We start from the raw sequence: 16,991 nt of genomic DNA, 5'->3' as shown, positions 1-16,991 counted from the left end.
GCGGTAGTCGCTAGCGTCACGTGACGTGAGCCCAGGAGACAGCACGGCCCAGGAGCCCAGGTCGGTCCTGGTGACCGGCGGCAACCGCGGCATCGGTCGCGCCATCGCGGAGGCCTTCGTGCGCAACGGCGACCAGGTCGCCGTCACCACACGCAGTGGCGGCGCCCCCGACGGCGCGCTCGACGTCCGGTGCGACATCACTGATCCGGCCCAGGTGGAGGCGGCGTTCGCCACCATCGAGGAGGCGCACGGGCCCGTGGAGGTGCTGGTCGCCAACGCCGGCATCACCGCCGACACCCTGATGCTGCGGATGTCCGACGAGGACTGGTCGACGGTGATCGACACCAACCTGACGGGCTCCTTCCGGCTCGCCAAGCGCGCCTCCAAGGGGATGCTCCGGCTCCGGCGGGGCCGGATCGTCTTCATCTCCTCGGTCGTCGGACTGCTCGGCTCGGCGGGGCAGGTCAACTACGCGGCCTCCAAGGCCGGCCTGGTCGGCATGGCCCGCTCGATCGCTCGCGAGCTGGGATCCCGGTCGATCACCGCGAACGTCGTCGCGCCGGGCTTCATCGACACCGACATGACGGGCGTGCTCAGCGACGAGCAGAAGACCGCGATCCTCGCGCAGGTGCCGCTGGGCCGGTACGGCGCGGTCGACGAGATCGCGGAGACGGTGCTGTGGCTGACCGGCCCCGGCGCGGCGTACGTCACCGGTGCGGTCATCCCGGTCGACGGTGGACTCGGAATGGGGCACTGACATGGGTGGAATCCTCGAGGGCAAGCGCATCCTCGTCGCGGGTGTGACGATGGACTCCTCGATCGGCTTCGCGACCGCGAAGGTCGCGCAGGAGCAGGGCGCGACCGTCCTCATCTCGAACTTCGGTCGCGCGCTCGGCATCACCCGCCGGATCGCGAGGCGGCTGCCCGTCGAGCCGCCGGTGCTGGAGCTGGACGTGACCGACGAGGAGCATCTCGCCGGCCTCGCCGACCAGGTGCGCGAGCACTTGGGCCCGGACGCCGGGCTCGACGGGGTGGTGCACTCGATCGCCTACGGCAACCCGGAGACGCTTCTCGGCGGCAAGTTCCTCACCGGTCCGTGGCCGGACGTCGCGCAGGCCGTCCAGGTCTCGGCGTACTCGTTGATGTCGCTGACCCAGGCCTGTCGGCCGCTGATGCCCGGCGGCGGCTCGGTCGTCGGGCTGACCTTCGACGCGACCGTCGCCTGGCCGGCGTACGACTGGATGGGCGTGGCGAAGGCCGGGCTGGAGTCCTGCTCGCGCTACCTCGCGCGTGACCTGGGACCCGAGGGGATCAGGGTCAACCTCGTGTCCGCGGGACCGCTCAAGACGCTGGCCGCGAAGGCGATCCCGGGGTTCGAGGACCTCGAGGCGATGTGGAGCGACCGGTCGCCCCTCGGCTGGGACAACACCGACCAGACACCCACCGCGAAGGCCGTGTGCGCTCTGCTGTCGGACTTCTTCCCGGCCACCACCGGTGAGATCGTCCACGTGGACGGCGGGTTCCACGCGATGGGGGCGTGAGCGTGAGTCGCCGCCTGGTGGTGGTGCGCCACGCGAAGGCCGAGCAGGGCGGGCCGACCGACTTCGAGCGTGCGCTCACCCCCCGCGGCCGCGCCGATGCCGCGGACGCGGGCGCCTGGCTCGCACGGCAGGGATTCACGCCCGACCGGGCCCTCGTGTCGGCCGCGACCCGCGCCCGGGAGACGTGGGCGTCGCTCACCGAGGGCGGCGGCTGGGACCTGGCACCCGACGTCGACCGCGGCCTGTACGCCGCCGAGCCCGACACGGTGGTCGACCTGATCACGCGGGTGGACGACGCGGTGCAGGCGCTCGTGGTGATCGGCCACAACCCGACGATGGCCTCCCTCGCCCAGCTGCTCGGCGACGGCGAGGGCGACCCGGAGCTCGAGAACGAGCTGCTCAGCGGCTTCCCGACCAGCGCGACGGCCGTCTTCTCCTACGACGGCTCCTGGGCCGACCTCGCCGAGGGGGTCGCCCGGCTGGTCGGCTACCACGTGGGTCGCGGCTGAGTCGCGGGCTCGCGGCTGACCGACGGCTGTCGCTTCACCATGGTCTCCGGGGAAGCTCGCACCTCCCACGGCGGGCAGGCCGTGGGAAGTGCCGGTTCGACGGGATCCCCTGGTGAACCCGGGACGAAGGCGCCTAGACCGGCGGCGCCGGCGTCACGATGCCCACCTCCGCGTCGGCGGCCTCGACCTCCTCGCGGCTGATCCCGAGCAGGTACATGATCGTGTCGAGGTACGGCACGTTCACCGCGGTGTCCGCGGCGTCGCGGACCAGGGGCTTGGCGTTGTACGCGATGCCGAGGCCGGCCGCGTTCAGCATGTCGAGGTCGTTCGCGCCGTCGCCGATCGCGATCACCGCGGCGTCGGGCACGCCGATCTCGGCGGCGAACTCGCGCAGCGCCGCGGCCTTACCGGCCCGGTCCACGACGGGACCGACGATCCGGCCGGTGAGCCGGCCGTCCACGATCTCCAGCTCGTTGGCGCGCGCGAAGTGGATGCCCAGGTCGGCGGCCAGCCGGTCGGCGATCTGGGAGAACCCGCCCGAGACGATGGCGAACCGGTAGCCGAGCCGGCGCAGGGTCCGCACCATGGTCCGTGCACCCGGGGCGAGCACGATCGCGTCGTACACCTCGTCGAGCGCCATCTCGGGCACCCCCTCCAGCAGCGCCACCCGCGCGAGGAGCGACTCCTCGAAGTCGATCTCGCCGCGCATCGCGGCCTCGGTGACCTTCGCGACCTCGGCCTCGCACCCCGCGTGGGCGGCGAGCATCTCGATCACCTCGCCCTGGATGAGCGTCGAGTCGACGTCCATGACGATCAGCCGGGTGCCGCGCCGCAGCAGGGTCGCGGGCTGCACGGCGATGTCGATGGACTGCCGAGCCGCCTCGACCGCGAGCACCGAGCGCAGCACCTCGGTGTCGGCCCCGCTGACGTGCAGGTCGATCGCGGTGACCGGGTAGCGCGCCATCCGCTCGATGCGGTCGATGTTGGCACCGGAGTCGGCGATCCGGCCGGCGACCGCGGCCATGGCGGAGGCGCGCAGGGGCGCGCCGATCACGGTCACGTGGGAGCGTCCGGACCCGCGCGACCGGTTGTCGCCGACACCGCTCTCGACGTCGACGGTCATGCCGAGCTGCTGCGCCGTCGCCTGCACCGCGTCGGTGGCCCGGCGGACGTTGCGGGGTGCGGTGACCAGCACGCCGAGGATCAGCCGGCCACGCAGCACGATCTGCTCGATGTCGAGCACCTCGACCCCGACACCTGACAGCGCGGTGAACACCGACGAGGTCACGCCGGGGCGGTCCTTGCCGCTGAGCGTGATGAGGAGGGTCTCCGGCTTCGCTTCAGTCATCTCGGTCGCGAGGCTATCGTCCGGCCGGCCCGCGCTCAGTGCGGCGGCCACGCCTCGGGAGAGCAGGCCGCGGTCAGTGCCCCCCGTCCGGCCCGTTCGAGCGGGACGAGCGCGGCCCGCCGCTGCTGGATCTCGTACGCCGAGAGCGCGCCGCCGTCGTCCTCGAGCGCGAGCTCGACGATCGCGGTCGCCTGGAGTGCCCGTGCGGCGAGCTCGACGCACCGGGTGGGGACGCCGTCCGGCGCGTCGACCGCCTCCCGGTGCCGCAGGTCCAGTAGCCGGTCCGCGACCTCCGGACGCCAGCGTGCGACGTCGAGGTCGGCCAGCGCCTGCGCCGTCTCCAGCAGGCCGCTGCGCAGGGTCCGGTCGGCCTCGCCGACGTCCGGCAGCTGGCGGCGCCCGGCCGGTTGCACCGTCCAGACCACCGCCGCGCCCGTGCGACCCGGGACCAGCCCGAGTCCGGTTCCGTCGACGAGGACCGCCTCACCCACCTCGAGCGCGTCCCGGTTGAACTCAGCCGGCCCGCCGAGGCCGACCGGGTCGCCCTCGGCCGGGAACGCCGCCCCGAAGCCCGTCGCCCCACGCCGGCGCAGCGCGGCCAGCCCCTGCACGAGCGTCGCGGTGCCGTCGGTCTCCGGCAGACCCACCACGACGTGGGTGGCGTCCTCGCCGATGACGGCGTCCAGCACGAGGTCGGGGACGGCGTGCCCGCGCAGCCAGGCCGTGCCCCACCAGGCCAGGCGCGCGGAGGCGGGCAGCACGGTCGTCACGGCCGCCGAGGATACGCGCGAGCGTCGTACCGGCGGTCGATAGGGTGATCCACATGACCGCCGTGCTCGACTTCGCCGAGGTGACCATCCGGCGCGGGCAGGCCACCCTGCTCGACGGCGTCTCCTGGCGGGTCGAGGAGAAGGACCGGTGGGTGATCCTCGGGCCGAACGGCGCCGGCAAGACGACGCTCCTCCAGGTGGCGTCCGCCCAGATCCACCCGACCGCGGGGGTCGCCGGGATCCTCGACGAGGTGCTCGGGACCGTCGACGTGTTCGAGCTGCGGCCGCGGATCGGGCTGACGAGCGCGGCGCTCGGCGAGCGGATCCCGCGCTCGGAGCGCGTCCACGACGTCGTGGTGTCCGCGTCGTACGGCGTGGTCGGTCGCTGGCGGGAGGCGTACGACGAGCTCGACCACGAGCGTGCGAGCCAGCTGCTCACCGAGGTGGGCGCGGTGCACCTGGTGGACCGCACCTTCGGGACGCTCAGCGAGGGGGAGCGCAAGCGGGTGCAGATCGCCCGCGCCCTGATGGCCGACCCGGAGCTGCTGCTGCTCGACGAGCCGGCCGCCGGGCTCGACCTCGGCGGGCGCGAGGATCTGGTCTCCACGCTGTCCGTCCTGGCCGCGGACCCGGGGTCGCCGGCGACGGTGCTGGTCTCGCACCACGTGGAGGAGATCCCGCCGGGCTTCACGCACGCCCTGCTGCTGCGCGGCGGCCGGGTGGTCGCCGCGGGGCCGATCGCGGACGTCGTCACCGAGCACAACCTCGCGACGACCTTCGGGATGCCGCTCGTGCTGTCGCACGAGGAAGGACGCTGGAGCGCGCGTCGTCGTACCCGGCACAGATAGGCTCGGGTCATGGACTGGCTGAGCGAGAACGCCTGGGCCGCCTGGCTCGGGGTCGCCGCCGTCCTCGGTGCGGCCGAGCTGGTCAGCCTCGACCTGGTGCTGATCATGCTCGCCGTGGGTGCGCTGGCGGGTGCGGTGACGGCGGTGCTGGGCGCCGCCGTGATCGCCCAGATCCTCGTGGCGGGCCTCGCCTCGATCGCGATGCTGGCGCTGGTCCGCCCCAACCTGGTCGCCAGGCTGCACCAGGGGCCGGACCTCCAGCTCGGCCACAGCAAGCTGGTCGGGCAGCGGGCGGTCGTGACCTCGCGCATCACCGGCCTGGCCATCGGCCAGATCAAGCTGGCCGGCGAGACCTGGTCGGCGGCGCCGTACGACGAGCACCTGACGATCGAACCGGGCGCGACCGTGGAGGTCTTCGAGATCCGTGGCGCCACGGCGTACGTACACCCGGTCGCCGAGCTCGGCGAATGACCGACCGATAGGAGATTTCCGTGCCGCTCGTCATCCTGATCCTGCTCGCACTGCTGCTGCTGTTCGTGGTGGTGCTGCTGGCGAAGACCGTGCGGATCATCCCGCAGGCCCGCGCCGGCGTCGTCGAGCGCTTCGGCAAGTACCTGAAGACCCTGCCCGCCGGCCTCAACATCGTGGTGCCGTTCGTCGACAGGGTCCGCTACCTGATCGACCTGCGCGAGCAGGTGGTGAGCTTCCCGCCGCAGCCGGTGATCACCGAGGACAACCTCGTGGTCTCGATCGACACCGTCATCTACTTCCAGGTCACCGACCCGATCGCGGCGACGTACGAGATCGCCAACTACATCCAGGCGATCGAGCAGCTCACGATGACCACGCTGCGCAACATCGTCGGCGGCATGGACCTCGAGGAGACGCTGACCAGTCGCGACCAGATCAACTCCGGCCTGCGCGGCGTGCTCGACGAGGCGACCGGCAAGTGGGGCATCCGGGTCAACCGGGTCGAGCTCAAGGGCATCGACCCGCCGCCGTCGATCAAGGACTCCATGGAGAAGCAGATGCGTGCGGACCGGGAGAAGCGGGCGGTGATCCTGACCGCCGAGGGCTCGCGGCAGGCCGCGATCCTGACGGCCGAGGGCTCGAAGCAGGCCGCGATCCTCAACGCCGAGGGTGACCGCGAGTCGCAGATCCTCCGGGCACAGGCCGACCGGGAGTCGCAGATCCTGCGCGCCCAGGGTGAGGGACAGGCGATCCAGACGGTGTTCCAGGCGATCCACGACGGGCAGCCGGACCAGTCGCTGCTGGCCTACCAGTACCTCCAGATGTTGCCGAAGATCGCCGACGGCGACGCGAACAAGGTCTGGATCGTCCCGAGCGAGATCGGCAAGGCGCTCGAGGGACTCGGGTCGACGATGACGAACCTCCAGGGCATCCCGCAGAAGGTCGAGGGTCCGCTCAAGCGGGTCGACATGGGTCCGAGCGAGCCCGTGGAGCCCCGCTCCGACTCGGAGCTCAGCAAGACCAGCGCGGCGGTCGAGGCGGCGATCGCCGAGGCGGCCAGTGCCGCCCACCCGGGCAGGGGCGCCGCGGCCGCGGAGGCGGCCGAGACCGATCCGGCCGTCAACCCGGGTGAGGTGCCGCCCGCCCAGTGACGCCGTTCGAGGTCGTCGCGGTCCTGCTCGCCGGGGTCGCGGCCGGGACGATCAACACCGTGGTGGGGTCGGGAACGCTGATCACGTTCCCGACGCTGCTGGCGTTCGGTGTCCCGCCCGTCACTGCCAACGTCTCGAACACGATCGGCCTGGTGCCCGGATCCGTGTCGGGCGCGATCGGCTACCGCCGCGAGCTCGACGGCCAGCGCCCTCGCGTGCTGCGGCTCAGCGGGGCCTCGTTGCTCGGCGGTACGGCGGGCGCGGCCCTGCTGCTGGTGCTGCCGGACGGCGCGTTCACGGCGATCGTGCCGGTGCTGATCCTGCTCGGCCTCGTGCTCGTGGTGTTCCAGCCGCGGATCTCCGCCTGGGTCGCCCGCCGCCACGAGGGCATCGGCGGCCTGCCGTACCACGGCACGTGGTGGGTGTGGCCGGCCGTGTTCGTGACCGGCGTGTACGGCGGCTACTTCGGCGCTGCCCAGGGCGTGCTGCTGATGGCCGTGATGGGCATCGGCATCAACGAGACGCTCCAGCGCCTCAACGGCGTGAAGAACGTGCTCGCCGCGCTCGTGAACGCCGTCGCCGGGCTGATCTTCGCGATCGTCGCGCCCGTCGACTGGTGGGTCGTGCTGATCATCGGCATCGGCTCGGTGATCGGCGGCCAGCTCGGCGCGACCGTAGGCCGCCGACTGCCGAGCGCCGTGCTGCGCGTGGTGATCGTCGTGGTCGGCGTGGTTGCGCTGTCGGTGTTCCTGCTGACCTGACCCGGTGGATCAGCGCTTGACGAGCGCGAGGAGACCCGAGCCCACGGCACCGACCGCGGGACCCATCAGCGTCATCGCGGTCTTCCGCGAGACCGTGCCGTCCTGCATCGCGAGGTAGCCGGTCGCCCCGTCGGCCGCGTCGACCACGATGCCGAGGCCGATCATGCCCTTGCGGGTCCGGCCGCTGCTCATCAGCGTCGCGAGGCCGAGGGCGACCTCGCGGACGCCGAACAGCCGCGTGACGTAGGGGAGCTGCGGGTTCGACACCGGGTCGAGCTGGAAGAGGCGGGCGGCACGCTCCGGGTCCGCCACCGCCACGGCACCGACCGCGATCCGGCCGAGGGACAGTCCGATCACAGGGTTCATGGCGTGCACGCTAGCGGCCTCGTGACAGGCTCGGGTCATGGACCTGTACGACGTCATGCGCACCACCCCGGCCGTACGCGAGTTCACGGCGGACCCGCTGCCGGACGAGACGCTGCGCAGGATCCTCGACAACGCCCGGTTCGCACCCAGCGGCGGCAACCGCCAGGGCACCCGGGTGATCGTGGTCCGCGACCCCGCCACCCGCGAGCGGCTGGCCGAGCTGAACAAGCCCGGCGTACGCCGCTACGTGGCCCAGATCAAGGCGGGCCAGAGCCCGTGGAACCCCCTCGAGGCGCCGGCCGCTTCCGAGGCCGAGATCGAGGCGACCGAGGTGCCGGAGTCGTTCACGAAGCCGGTGCTGACTGCGGCCGTCGTCCTGGTCTTCGTGGTCGACCTCGGCGTCGTCGCCGCGTTGGACCAGCACCTCGACCGGATCGGCCTGATCAGCGGGGCCTCGGTCTACCCGCTGGTCTGGAACACCCTGCTCGCGGCGCGCAACGAGGGATTCGGCGGCACCATCACCACGATGGCGGTCGCCCAGGAGCCGGCGGTGAAGGAGCTGCTCGGGCTGCCCGACCAGTACGCCGTCGCGGCGGTCGTGCCGATCGGCAAGCCCGTCCGCCAGCTCACGAAGCTCCGCCGGGTCCCCGTGGAGGAGCTGGCCACGCGGGAGCGGTTCGACGGCGCACCGCTCTGACCCCGGGTCCTGTCACCGCGCGGGCGGTGGGCGAGCCGCCGACGGCGCCGGGAGGCAGGCCCCGGCCGATCCGGTCAGTCGGCGACGTACGACGACAGCCAGGTGCCCAGCTCGGCGTACGCCGTGGCGCGCGGCTCGGCCCGCGACAGCACCACGTCGTGACGGGCGCCCTCGATGGCGACGTACGTGACGTGGCTGCCGATCGCGGTCGCCCACTGCCGGATCTGCGGGACCTCGAGCACGATGTCGTAGCCGTGGGCGTCCTCGCCCATCTCCTGGGGCCAGCGGGTGCCGGCGGAGGAGAGCACCAGCACGGGGCAGCCGACGTCGAGCCCGGTCTGCAGCTCGTGGTGGCCGAGCCGGATCGCCCGCAGCCAGCCGAACGTGACCGGGAACGAGTCGAGCGGCTTCCAGTCGGTGTTGAACATCCACTCGCCGTCGTGGTCGACGTGCAGGCTCCGGCCGTAGTGACCGCCGACCGTGCGCGGGATCACCCGCTTCGGCTGCCGCGCACCGACCTGCTTGATCAGGGTGGTCCCGATCCCGCGGATCATCGCGCCGCCCTGCATGTCCAGCCACGGCGAGTTGAGCGCCATGCCGGCGATGGCGGGCCGGCGTTCGTCGGCCCACAGCGCGGCGATCAGGCCGCCGGTCGAGTGCGCGCTGATCACGACGTGGTCGTGGCCGTCGCGCTCGACCACCCGCTGGAACGCCGCGTCCAGGTCGGGGAAGTGCTGCCGCAGGTCGGTGACGAAGTTCGGCGTCTGGTGGGGACGCAGGGAGCGGCCGTACTTGCGCAGGTCGACCGCGTAGAAGTCGTAGCCGCGCTCGTTCCACCACTCCGCGTAGTCGGTCTGGAAGAAGTAGTCGCAGAACCCGTGCACGTGCAGGACCGCCCGCCCGGTGGGCTCCGGCGCCCGGCGTACGACGAGCGTGACGACGACCGGTCCCTCCTCGTCGGGCGGGAGGCTGATGGTCTCGGCCAGGTACGGCTCGCCCAGGACGTCGGGCACGAGCTCGTCGAACGCTCCACGGGTCATGGCGAAATTCTGTCAGCCCGGAGCCGGAGCGCCACCGCCGGCTCGTTGGACGTCACCAGCCAGGCGCGGCCGGGGCGCATCCAGTACGCCAGGGAGCGCGGTGTGTCGACCGTCCAGACCAGCAGCGGCAGGCCGTGCCGCCGGGCGAACCGGCGCACCCGCAGCCGGGCCAGCCAGTGGTGGGCGACGACGATGTTCGCCCGCGAGTGCCGGTAGCGGACCCCCGGCCAGAGCTCGGAGGCGCGCACCTTCGCCATCTGCCAGAGCGCGAACCCCGGCACGCCGCGACCCAGCGACAGGCCCACCATCAGGTGGTGCCCGTGGGCGTCCGACCAGTCGCGGACGGCGCGCACCCCGTCGTCGTGGCCGGTGGTCACCAGCATCCGGTCCGTGCCCAGCCGGTCCACGGCCAGCGCCACGGCCGCGACCTCGTCGCCGCGGAACTTCAGGTCGAGGTGCACCCGGCTGCGGCCGGCGATCAGATCGAGCGCGTCGGCGTACCGGAGCACGTCGGGCGGCGCCACGTCGACCGGGTCGTGGTGGAGCACGAGCGCTCCGTCCGCGGTGCGCTGCACGTCGATCTCGACGTAGTCCGCGCCCAGGGCGATCGCGGCCTCGATGTCCGCGCTCGTGAGGCAGCGGTGCGCGCTGACGAGCGTCATCGACCGGTCGTGTACGCCGCCGCCGCGCGGACCAGCCCGGCCAGCAGGCCGACGTCCGCGGCGGTCTCGGGGTGCCACTGGACGCCGACGCAGAACCGCGGGCCGGGTGCCTCCATGGCCTCCAGCGTGCCATCCGCGGCGTGGGCGACGGCGTCGAACCCCGGGTGGCTCCGCACCGACTGGTGGTGATGGCAGTTCACCGACAGCCGCTCGCCCACGAGGCCGGCCAGCCGGGTGCCCGCGACGGTCGACACGGTGATCGCGCCGAACTCGTCGCCGCCGGGGGAGTGCTGCTCGTGGTCGACGAGGTCGGGCACGTGCTGGTCCAGCACGCCGCCCGCGTGCACGGCCATCACCTGCATGCCGCGGCAGACGCCGAGGACCGGCAGCCCCGCGGCGCCGGCGGCGTCGAGCAGCGCCGACTCCCACGCGTCGCGGTCGGCGCGCCAGCTCGCCGTCCTCGGGTGCGCGTCCTCGCCGTACCGGCCGGGGTCCACGTCGGCACCCCCGCTGATCACCAGGCCGTCGAGGCGGGCGACGACCGCGTCCGCTGCGCCGGGCTGGCCCACGGGAGGAAGCAGGACCGGTACGCCGCCGGTCGCCTCGACCGCGGCGGCGTACGGCGTCGGGAGCAGGTCGGCCCGCTGGTCCCAGACGCCCCAGGCCGCCTGTTCCCGGTAGGTCGTGAGACCGATGAGGGGCGTGCTCACAGCGGCGTGACGTAGGCCCCGGAGATGCCGCCGTCCACCAGGAACGTGTTGGCGGTCATGAACGAGGAGTCGTCGGAGGCGAGGAACAGGACGGCAGCCGCCATCTCCTCGGGCTCGCCGAAGCGACCCATCGGCACGTGCACGAGGCGCCGGGCCGCGCGCTCCGCGTCCTTGGCGAAGAGGTCCTGGAGCAGCGGCGTGTTGACCGGCCCCGGGCACAGCGCGTTGACGCGGACGCCTTCACGTGCGAACTGCACGCCGAGCTCACGCGTCATCGACAGCACGCCGCCCTTCGAGGCGGAGTAGGAGATCTGCGAGGTGGCCGCCCCCATCACCGCGACGAACGACGCGGTGTTGATGATCGAGCCCCTGCCCTGCTCGAGCATGTACGGCAGCGCGGACTTGCAGCAGAGGTACACAGACGTCAGGTTGACCTCCTGCACCTTGCGCCACGCGTCCAGGTCCGTGTCCAGGATCGAGTCGTCCTCGGGCGGGCTGATCCCGGCGTTGTTGAACGCGATGTCGACCGAGCCGTAGGTGTCCTTCGCGGTCCGGAAGAGGGCGTCGACCTCCTCCTTCGATGTCACGTCCACGTGCACGTACGTCGCGACGGTCTCGCCGCCGAGCCGGTCGGCGAGCTGGTGCCCGCGCTCGTCGTCGATGTCGCCGATGACGACCTTCGCGCCCTCCTGCACGAACCGCTCGACCGTCGCGAGCCCGATCCCGGAGCAGCCTCCGGTGATGACCGCGACCCGGTCCTGGATTCTCCCTGCCACGTTGGCACCTCTCTGGTTCGGTACTTCCCGGCCTCTTCTGGCACTTCGGGGGTGTTGCAACGCCCGAGAAGTGCCGGGATCCCCGGTTAACCGGGGATCCCGCGGACTCCCCTAGTGAGCGATGAAGACGTTCTTCTCCTCGGTGAACGCCATCGGGGCGTCCGGACCGAGCTCCCGGCCGAGACCGGACTGCTTGTAGCCACCGAACGGCGTCCAGTAGCGGACCGACGAGTGCGAGTTCACGCTGAGGTTGCCGGCCTCGACGCCGCGGGCGACCCGGAGACCCTTGCCGAGGTCGTTGGTGAAGATCGACCCGGACAGGCCGTACTCGGTGTCGTTCGCCTTCGCGACCGCGTCGGCCTCGTCGTCGAACGGCATCACCGCCACCACCGGGCCGAACACCTCCTCACGCCAGATCCGCGCGGCGGGGTCGTCCACGGCCACGACCGAGGGCGGCACCCAGAAGCCGTCGCCACCCGGGACGCTGCCGGCGAACGCGACCTCCGCCCCGTCGAGGTAGCCGGTGACGGTGGCCTTCTGCTGTGCCGAGATCAGCGGGCCCATCTCGGACGACTCGTCGCTCGGGTCGAGCACCCGCAGGCTCGCGACCGCGGGCTGGAGCTTCGAGATGAACTCGTCGTACGCCGGTCGCTCGACCAGGATGCGCGAGCGGGCGCAGCAGTCCTGGCCGGCGTTGTCGAAGACGGCGTACGGCGCGCTGGCCGCGGCCGCTGCGATGTCGGCGTCCGCGAACACGATGTTCGCGCTCTTCCCGCCGAGCTCGAGCGTCACCCGCTTCACCTGCTCGGCGCAGCCGGCCATGATCCGCTTGCCCACCTCCGTGGAGCCGGTGAAGCACACCTTGCGCACCAGCTCGTGCGTCACGAACCGCTCCCCGACCACCGATCCCTTGCCGGGGATCACGGTGAGGACGTGCTCGGGCAGGCCGGCCTCGCGGGCGAGCTCGCCCAGCCGGATCGCCGTCAGTGGCGTCAGCTCGGCCGGCTTGAGGACGACGGTGTTGCCGGCCGCCAGGGCCGGCGCGAACCCCCAGCCGGCGATCGGCATCGGGAAGTTCCAGGGCACGATGATCCCGACCACGCCGAGCGGCTCGTGGAACGTCACGTCCACGCCGCCGGCGACCGGGATCTGGCGCCCGAAGAGCCGCTCGGGAGCACCGGAGTAGTAGTTCAGGCAGTCGCGGACGTTGCCCGCCTCCCAGCGCGCGTTGCCCCAGGTGTGGCCGGCGTTGCGCACCTCGAGCTCGGCGAGCTCCTCGACGTGCGCGTCCACGACCGCGGCGAAGCGGCGCAGCAGGGTGGCGCGCTCGCCGGGCGGCATCGCCCGCCAGGCGGGGAACGCCGCGTGCGCGGCCTCGATGGCAGCATCCGTCTCGGCCACGGAGGCCAGGTGGACGTCGGTCACCGGCGACGCGGTCGCCGGGTTGATGACCGTGTAGGTCTCAGCAGTCACTTACAGCCTCTCGAACCCTCGGTGCAGCTCCCAGTCGGTGACGGCCGCGTCGTACGCCGCGAGCTCGACGGCGGCCATGTTCGCGTAGTGCTCCACGACCTCGTCGCCCAGGGCCATTCGCGCGGCCTTCGACGCGACGAACGCCTCCCGTGCGGCCCCCATCGTGTGCGGCACCCTTGGCTTGGCGGAGTGATAGGCGTTCCCGACCAGCTCCGGCTCCAGGGGCAGCTCGTTCTCGATCCCGTGCAGGCCGCCGGCGAGCATCGCGGCGAGCGCGAGGTAGGGGTTGACGTCGGCGCCGGGGATCCGGTTCTCCATCCGGGCGCCGGCGCCGTGGCCGACGAGCCGGAGCGCGCAGGTGCGGTTGTCGAGGCCCCACGCGATCGTGGTCGGGGCGAACGAACCGTCCGCGAAGCGCTTGTAGGAGTTGATGTTCGGCGCGTAGAGCAGCGTGAAGTCGGCCGCGGTCGCCAGCACCCCGGCCACGAAGTGGTCGTACAGGGGCGTCCGCGCGCCGTCCTTCCAGAACACCAGGTCGCCGTCCTCGCCGCGCAGCGACAGGTGGATGTGGCAGGAGCTGCCCTCGCGCTGGTTGTACTTCGCCATGAACGTGAGCGACTTGCCCTGCTGGGCGGCGATCTCCTTGGCGACGGTCTTGTAGACCGCGTGGTTGTCGGCGGTGGTGAGCGCGTCGGCGTACAGGAAGCCGATCTCGTGCTGGCCGAAGTTGCACTCGCCCTTGGCGCCCTCGACGTCGAGACCCGCGTCGTACATGGTGTTCCGGATCGCCCGCAGCAGCGGCTCGACCCGGGAGGTGCCGAGGATCGAGTAGTCCACGTTGTACTGGTTGACCGGGGTGAGGTCGCGGTAGTGCCGGAGGCCCGCCTCCTCGTACGACGTGTCGAACGCGATGAACTCCAGCTCGGTCCCCGCGAGCGCCTGCCAGCCGTTCTCCGCGCACCGGTCGAGCTGCCGCTGGAGGATCGTGCGCGGCGACTGGACCACGGGGGAGTGCTGCCCGGACTCGTCGGGCGGCCACACCAGGTCGCACTGCACCATCGCCGTCGCCGGCAGGTGGGTGAGCACCCGGATCGTGCGCTCGTCGAGCACGAACTCCATGTCGCCGTAGCCCTTCTCCCACGAAGAGATGGCGTAGCCGTCGACGGTGTTCATCTCGACGTCGACCGCGAGGAGGTAGTTGCAGCCCTCGGTCCCGTGCGGGACGACGACGTCGGCGAAGTACCGGCCGTGCAGGCGCTTGCCCTGCAGCCGGCCCTGCATGTCGGTGAACGCGACGACGACCGTGTCGATCCTGCCGGTGCCGATCCGGTCGAGCAGCTGCTCGATGGTCAGGTGGCGGTTGTTGCGGAGTTCGGTCACACCAGCTCCTGGTCCGGGTCTATCCGAGGAGGCCGCGCAGCAGCGCGGCCGTGTCGTCGCAGTGTTCTTCCATCACGCGGCGGGCCCGGTCGGCGTCGCCGGCCAGGATCGCCTTCACCAGCGCCGCGTGCTGGCGGTCCGAGTGGGCGATGTTGGTGCCGAGCACCGGGATCGCCAGCAGCATCTCGTGCAGCGTCGCCTGCACCGACGTCACCGCCTCGATCGTGCGCGGCGAGTCCGCGAGCGAGGCGACGGTCAGGTGGAACCGGGAGTCGGCCTGCCGGTGCGCGGCCGGCCGGCGAGCGGCATCCACGTCCGCGAGCGCTCGCTCCAGCTGCTCGCGGCGTACGCCGGCGGGCTGGATCCGCGCCGCGAGGTACGCCGCTCCGGGCTCGACCACGCGGCGGAACTCGAGGGCGTCGAGCCAGTCGCGGCGCCGCTCGGGGGAGATCCGCGCCGCGGCTCTCGCAGACGGTGTCCGGGGCTTGAGGGTGACGACGGTGCCGCCGCCGCGGCCACGTGTGGTCTCGACCAGTCCGGCCTCCCGCAGCGCGGCCATCGCCTCGCGCAGCGTGGCCCGGGAGACCTGCAGGATCGCGGCCAGCTCACGCTCGGGCGGCAGGGCGGTGCCAAGCGGGTAGACCCCGAGCCGGATCGCCGTGGCGAGCTGCTCCACGCACGCCTCGAAGGCGTGGTGCCCGCGCACGGGGCGCAGCACCGCCTCGGGGAGGTGCTCGGCGGGAGCGGTCACGGGGTCATCCTCGGGATCGTGCGGAGCACGTGTCAATGGTCTGAGTTCATACCATTTTCACCAGGATGTCTTTACACCCGAATCGGGCGGGGTCTAGCGTCCGGTTCACATTCGCACGATCGCCCGGAAGGTGTGTCGCATGCCCGAAGCGCACGAGCCCGTCGAGGCTCCCCATCCTCACCTCAACGCCGATGAGCAGCACCTCGCCAAGCTCGGCTACAAGCAGGAGCTCTCCCGGACCTGGTCCGGGTTCTCGAACTTCGCGATCTCGTTCTCGATCATCTCGATCCTCGCCGGCTGTCTGACGACGTACGGCGCGGGCATCGCGAACGGTGGACCGATCTCCATCTCCTGGTCCTGGCCGATCATCTCGATGTTCATCCTGATCATCGGCTTCACCATGTCCGAGCTGGTGTCCTCGATGCCGACGTCGGGTGGCATCTACTACTGGGCCTCCAAGCTCGGTGGGGCGCGAGCGGGCTTCTTCACCGGCTGGCTGAACCTCATCGGGCTCGTCGCGGTCACCGCCTCGGTCGCCTACGGGTGCGCCACGTTCTTCGAGCTGACCTTCCTCGAGTGGGGCTGGTACGACACGTTCTCCCTGAACCGGGTCTTCGTGTTCTTCGTCGTGGTCCTGGCCCTCATCACGCTGATCAACATCTTCTCCAGCCACCTGCTCGCGCTGCTCAACAACATTTCGGTGTGGTGGCACGTCGTCGGCGCGGCGGTCCTGATCGGCGTCCTGCTGGTCGTCCCGGACCAGCACCTGAGCGTGTCCCAGGTCTTCACCGACAAGTTCAACGGCTCGGGCTGGGACGGCGGGTCGACCGGCTCGCTGGCCTTCTTCTTCGTGATCATTCCGTTCGGCTTCATCCTGACGCAGTACACGATCACCGGCTTCGATGCCTCGGTCCACCTGTCCGAGGAGACGCAGGGCGCGGCGAAGGCCGCGGCGCAGGGGCTGTGGCGGTCGATCTTCTACTCGGCGATCGGCGGCTACCTGCTGTTGCTCGCGGTCACCTTCGCGATCCCGCAGGTCGACGGGAAGCCCGACTACGCCAGCATCCCGGCCGGTGGGGTCGCCTACGTCTTCGACGCGTCCCTGGGGGCCAACTGGGCCGGGACGCTGCTGTTCATCTCCGCCTCCGCCCAGCTCTTCTGCGCCACGGCCTGCCTCACGTCGACCTCGCGGATGATGTTCGCCTTCAGTCGGGACCGCGCGGTGCCCGGCTCGCGACTGTGGTCCAAGGTCAACGCGCGCAGGACGCCGGTCAACGCTGTCGTCTGCGCGGCCGTGATCGGCGGCATCATCACGCTGCCGGCGCTGAAGTCCGTGAACGGCATCCCGACCGCGTTCTACGCCGTCGTCTCGGTGTCGGTCATCGGCCTGTACTTCTCGTTCGCGATCCCCATCTTCCTGCGGTGGCGCCACGGCGACAAGTTCCAGGTCGGCGGCTGGAACAACGGCAGCAAGTACAAGTGGATGAACCCCGTGGCGGTCGTCGAGATCCTGGTCGTCGGCATCATGCTGATGCTGCCCACCGTCCCAGCCGGCGCGCCGTGGCGCGACGAGTTCGACTGGGCGAGCGTCAACTATGCGCCCATCATGACCGTCGGCGTCCTGCTACTGCTGGCGATCTGGTGGTCGGTGTCGGCGAAGAACTGGTTCACCGGCCCGGTCCAGACGATCGACCAGGCCGTGGTCGACGCCTTCGACGACTGACCGACGACCAACCA

Annotated in this window: 19 protein-coding genes; 9 read left to right on the top strand and 10 right to left on the bottom strand. The window is 71.5% G+C overall.

Annotated features, from left to right (window positions below):
- Positions 1-25 precede the first annotated feature (25 nt).
- Genes fabG through N538_RS0117435 form a run of 3 tightly spaced genes read left to right on the top strand, consistent with a single transcriptional unit; the run spans position 26 to position 2,050 of the window.
- Entirely contained in the window at positions 26-757 is a 732-nt protein-coding gene (gene fabG, locus N538_RS0117445) for a 3-oxoacyl-ACP reductase FabG (RefSeq protein WP_197025371.1), read from the top strand.
- A gap of 1 nt (position 758) precedes the next feature.
- A complete protein-coding gene (fabI, locus tag N538_RS0117440) occupies positions 759-1,541 on the top strand; it encodes an enoyl-ACP reductase FabI (protein WP_028638362.1) in 783 nt (260 codons plus the stop codon).
- A gap of 2 nt (positions 1,542-1,543) precedes the next feature.
- Positions 1,544-2,050 carry a SixA phosphatase family protein gene (locus N538_RS0117435; RefSeq protein WP_028638361.1) on the top strand — a complete coding sequence of 169 codons (507 nt, stop codon included), beginning with the start codon at positions 1,544-1,546 and terminating at the stop codon, positions 2,048-2,050.
- A 133-nt stretch (positions 2,051-2,183) separates the two neighbouring features.
- On the opposite strand, the gene serB is transcribed toward N538_RS0117435, so the two are convergent.
- On the bottom strand, positions 2,184-3,398 hold the full coding sequence (gene serB / locus N538_RS0117430) for a phosphoserine phosphatase SerB (protein ID WP_036571183.1): 1,215 nt from the start codon (positions 3,396-3,398) through the stop codon (positions 2,184-2,186).
- A 35-nt stretch (positions 3,399-3,433) separates the two neighbouring features.
- Positions 3,434-4,168: a hypothetical protein gene (locus N538_RS0117425; RefSeq protein ID WP_028638359.1), complete on the bottom strand. Its 735-nt coding sequence runs from the start codon at positions 4,166-4,168 to the stop codon at positions 3,434-3,436.
- A gap of 53 nt (positions 4,169-4,221) precedes the next feature.
- On the opposite strand from N538_RS0117425, the gene N538_RS0117420 reads away from it, so the two are divergent.
- The 4 genes from N538_RS0117420 to N538_RS0117405 are packed head-to-tail and all read left to right on the top strand — an operon-like array spanning position 4,222 to position 7,399.
- Positions 4,222-5,016, top strand: coding sequence for an ABC transporter ATP-binding protein (locus N538_RS0117420; RefSeq protein WP_028638358.1), 795 nt, complete (start codon positions 4,222-4,224; stop codon positions 5,014-5,016).
- 9 nt (positions 5,017-5,025) lie between these two features.
- Positions 5,026-5,487, top strand: coding sequence for an NfeD family protein (locus tag N538_RS0117415; protein ID WP_028638357.1), 462 nt, complete (start codon positions 5,026-5,028; stop codon positions 5,485-5,487).
- Between the two features lie 20 nt (positions 5,488-5,507).
- On the top strand, positions 5,508-6,638 hold the full coding sequence (locus N538_RS0117410; RefSeq protein WP_028638356.1) for an SPFH domain-containing protein: 1,131 nt from the start codon (positions 5,508-5,510) through the stop codon (positions 6,636-6,638).
- A complete protein-coding gene (locus N538_RS0117405) occupies positions 6,635-7,399 on the top strand; it encodes a sulfite exporter TauE/SafE family protein (protein WP_028638355.1) in 765 nt (254 codons plus the stop codon). The genes N538_RS0117410 and N538_RS0117405 overlap by 4 nt, the downstream gene beginning before the upstream one ends.
- A 9-nt stretch (positions 7,400-7,408) precedes the next feature.
- Here the strand turns inward: N538_RS0117405 and N538_RS26015 are convergent, their stop codons facing one another.
- Positions 7,409-7,765: a DUF4267 domain-containing protein gene (locus N538_RS26015; protein WP_197025370.1), complete on the bottom strand. Its 357-nt coding sequence runs from the start codon at positions 7,763-7,765 to the stop codon at positions 7,409-7,411.
- A gap of 37 nt (positions 7,766-7,802) precedes the next feature.
- On the opposite strand from N538_RS26015, the gene N538_RS0117395 reads away from it, so the two are divergent.
- Positions 7,803-8,462 carry a nitroreductase family protein gene (locus N538_RS0117395; RefSeq protein ID WP_028638354.1) on the top strand — a complete coding sequence of 220 codons (660 nt, stop codon included), beginning with the start codon at positions 7,803-7,805 and terminating at the stop codon, positions 8,460-8,462.
- A gap of 74 nt (positions 8,463-8,536) precedes the next feature.
- Here the strand turns inward: N538_RS0117395 and N538_RS0117390 are convergent, their stop codons facing one another.
- The 7 genes from N538_RS0117390 to N538_RS0117360 form a co-directional block, all read right to left on the bottom strand.
- On the bottom strand, positions 8,537-9,502 hold the full coding sequence (locus N538_RS0117390; protein ID WP_028638353.1) for an alpha/beta hydrolase: 966 nt from the start codon (positions 9,500-9,502) through the stop codon (positions 8,537-8,539).
- Positions 9,499-10,164: a glycerophosphodiester phosphodiesterase gene (locus N538_RS26010; RefSeq protein ID WP_051549378.1), complete on the bottom strand. Its 666-nt coding sequence runs from the start codon at positions 10,162-10,164 to the stop codon at positions 9,499-9,501. The genes N538_RS0117390 and N538_RS26010 overlap by 4 nt, the downstream gene beginning before the upstream one ends.
- The gene (locus tag N538_RS0117380; RefSeq protein ID WP_028638352.1) at positions 10,161-10,874 is read right to left on the bottom strand and encodes a gamma-glutamyl-gamma-aminobutyrate hydrolase family protein; all 714 of its coding nucleotides are present in this window, start codon (positions 10,872-10,874) and stop codon (positions 10,161-10,163) included. Before N538_RS0117380 ends, N538_RS26010 begins: the two co-directional genes overlap by 4 nt.
- The gene (locus tag N538_RS0117375) at positions 10,871-11,650 is read right to left on the bottom strand and encodes a 3-oxoacyl-ACP reductase (protein ID WP_028638351.1); all 780 of its coding nucleotides are present in this window, start codon (positions 11,648-11,650) and stop codon (positions 10,871-10,873) included. The genes N538_RS0117380 and N538_RS0117375 overlap by 4 nt, the downstream gene beginning before the upstream one ends.
- Positions 11,651-11,761: 111 nt before the next feature.
- Positions 11,762-13,123, bottom strand: a complete 1,362-nt coding sequence (locus tag N538_RS0117370; RefSeq protein ID WP_028638350.1) for an aldehyde dehydrogenase family protein — start codon at positions 13,121-13,123, stop codon at positions 11,762-11,764.
- Positions 13,124-14,503, bottom strand: coding sequence for a glutamine synthetase family protein (locus N538_RS0117365; protein WP_028638349.1), 1,380 nt, complete (start codon positions 14,501-14,503; stop codon positions 13,124-13,126).
- 19 nt (positions 14,504-14,522) lie between these two features.
- Positions 14,523-15,254, bottom strand: a complete 732-nt coding sequence (locus N538_RS0117360) for a FadR/GntR family transcriptional regulator (protein WP_028638348.1) — start codon at positions 15,252-15,254, stop codon at positions 14,523-14,525.
- 139 nt (positions 15,255-15,393) lie between these two features.
- Here N538_RS0117360 and N538_RS0117355 point away from each other — a divergent pair, with 139 nt between their 5' ends.
- The gene (locus N538_RS0117355) at positions 15,394-16,977 is read left to right on the top strand and encodes an amino acid permease (RefSeq protein ID WP_028638347.1); all 1,584 of its coding nucleotides are present in this window, start codon (positions 15,394-15,396) and stop codon (positions 16,975-16,977) included.
- The last annotated feature ends 14 nt before the right edge of the window (positions 16,978-16,991 follow it).

The sequence above is a fragment of the Nocardioides sp. URHA0032 genome (assembly GCF_000620645.1).
In the GTDB taxonomy this organism is placed as follows: Bacteria; Actinomycetota; Actinomycetes; order Propionibacteriales; family Nocardioidaceae; genus Nocardioides.
This window is presented reverse-complemented; position numbering and strand designations above follow the sequence as displayed.

What these genes read in the sequence shown, in the direction of transcription:
- N538_RS0117420 (WP_028638358.1), top strand. Translation starts at nt 4,222, where the DNA reads ATGACCGCCGTGCTCGACTTCGCCGAGGTGACCATCCGGCGCGGGCAG.
- N538_RS26015 (WP_197025370.1), bottom strand. Translation starts at nt 7,765, where the DNA reads ATGAACCCTGTGATCGGACTGTCCCTCGGCCGGATCGCGGTCGGTGCC.
- N538_RS0117395 (WP_028638354.1), top strand. Translation starts at nt 7,803, where the DNA reads ATGGACCTGTACGACGTCATGCGCACCACCCCGGCCGTACGCGAGTTC.
- N538_RS0117415 (WP_028638357.1), top strand. Translation starts at nt 5,026, where the DNA reads ATGGACTGGCTGAGCGAGAACGCCTGGGCCGCCTGGCTCGGGGTCGCC.
- N538_RS0117390 (WP_028638353.1), bottom strand. Translation starts at nt 9,502, where the DNA reads ATGACCCGTGGAGCGTTCGACGAGCTCGTGCCCGACGTCCTGGGCGAG.
- N538_RS26010 (WP_051549378.1), bottom strand. Translation starts at nt 10,164, where the DNA reads ATGACGCTCGTCAGCGCGCACCGCTGCCTCACGAGCGCGGACATCGAG.
- N538_RS0117355 (WP_028638347.1), top strand. Translation starts at nt 15,394, where the DNA reads ATGCCCGAAGCGCACGAGCCCGTCGAGGCTCCCCATCCTCACCTCAAC.
- serB (WP_036571183.1), bottom strand. Translation starts at nt 3,398, where the DNA reads ATGACTGAAGCGAAGCCGGAGACCCTCCTCATCACGCTCAGCGGCAAG.
- fabI (WP_028638362.1), top strand. Translation starts at nt 759, where the DNA reads ATGGGTGGAATCCTCGAGGGCAAGCGCATCCTCGTCGCGGGTGTGACG.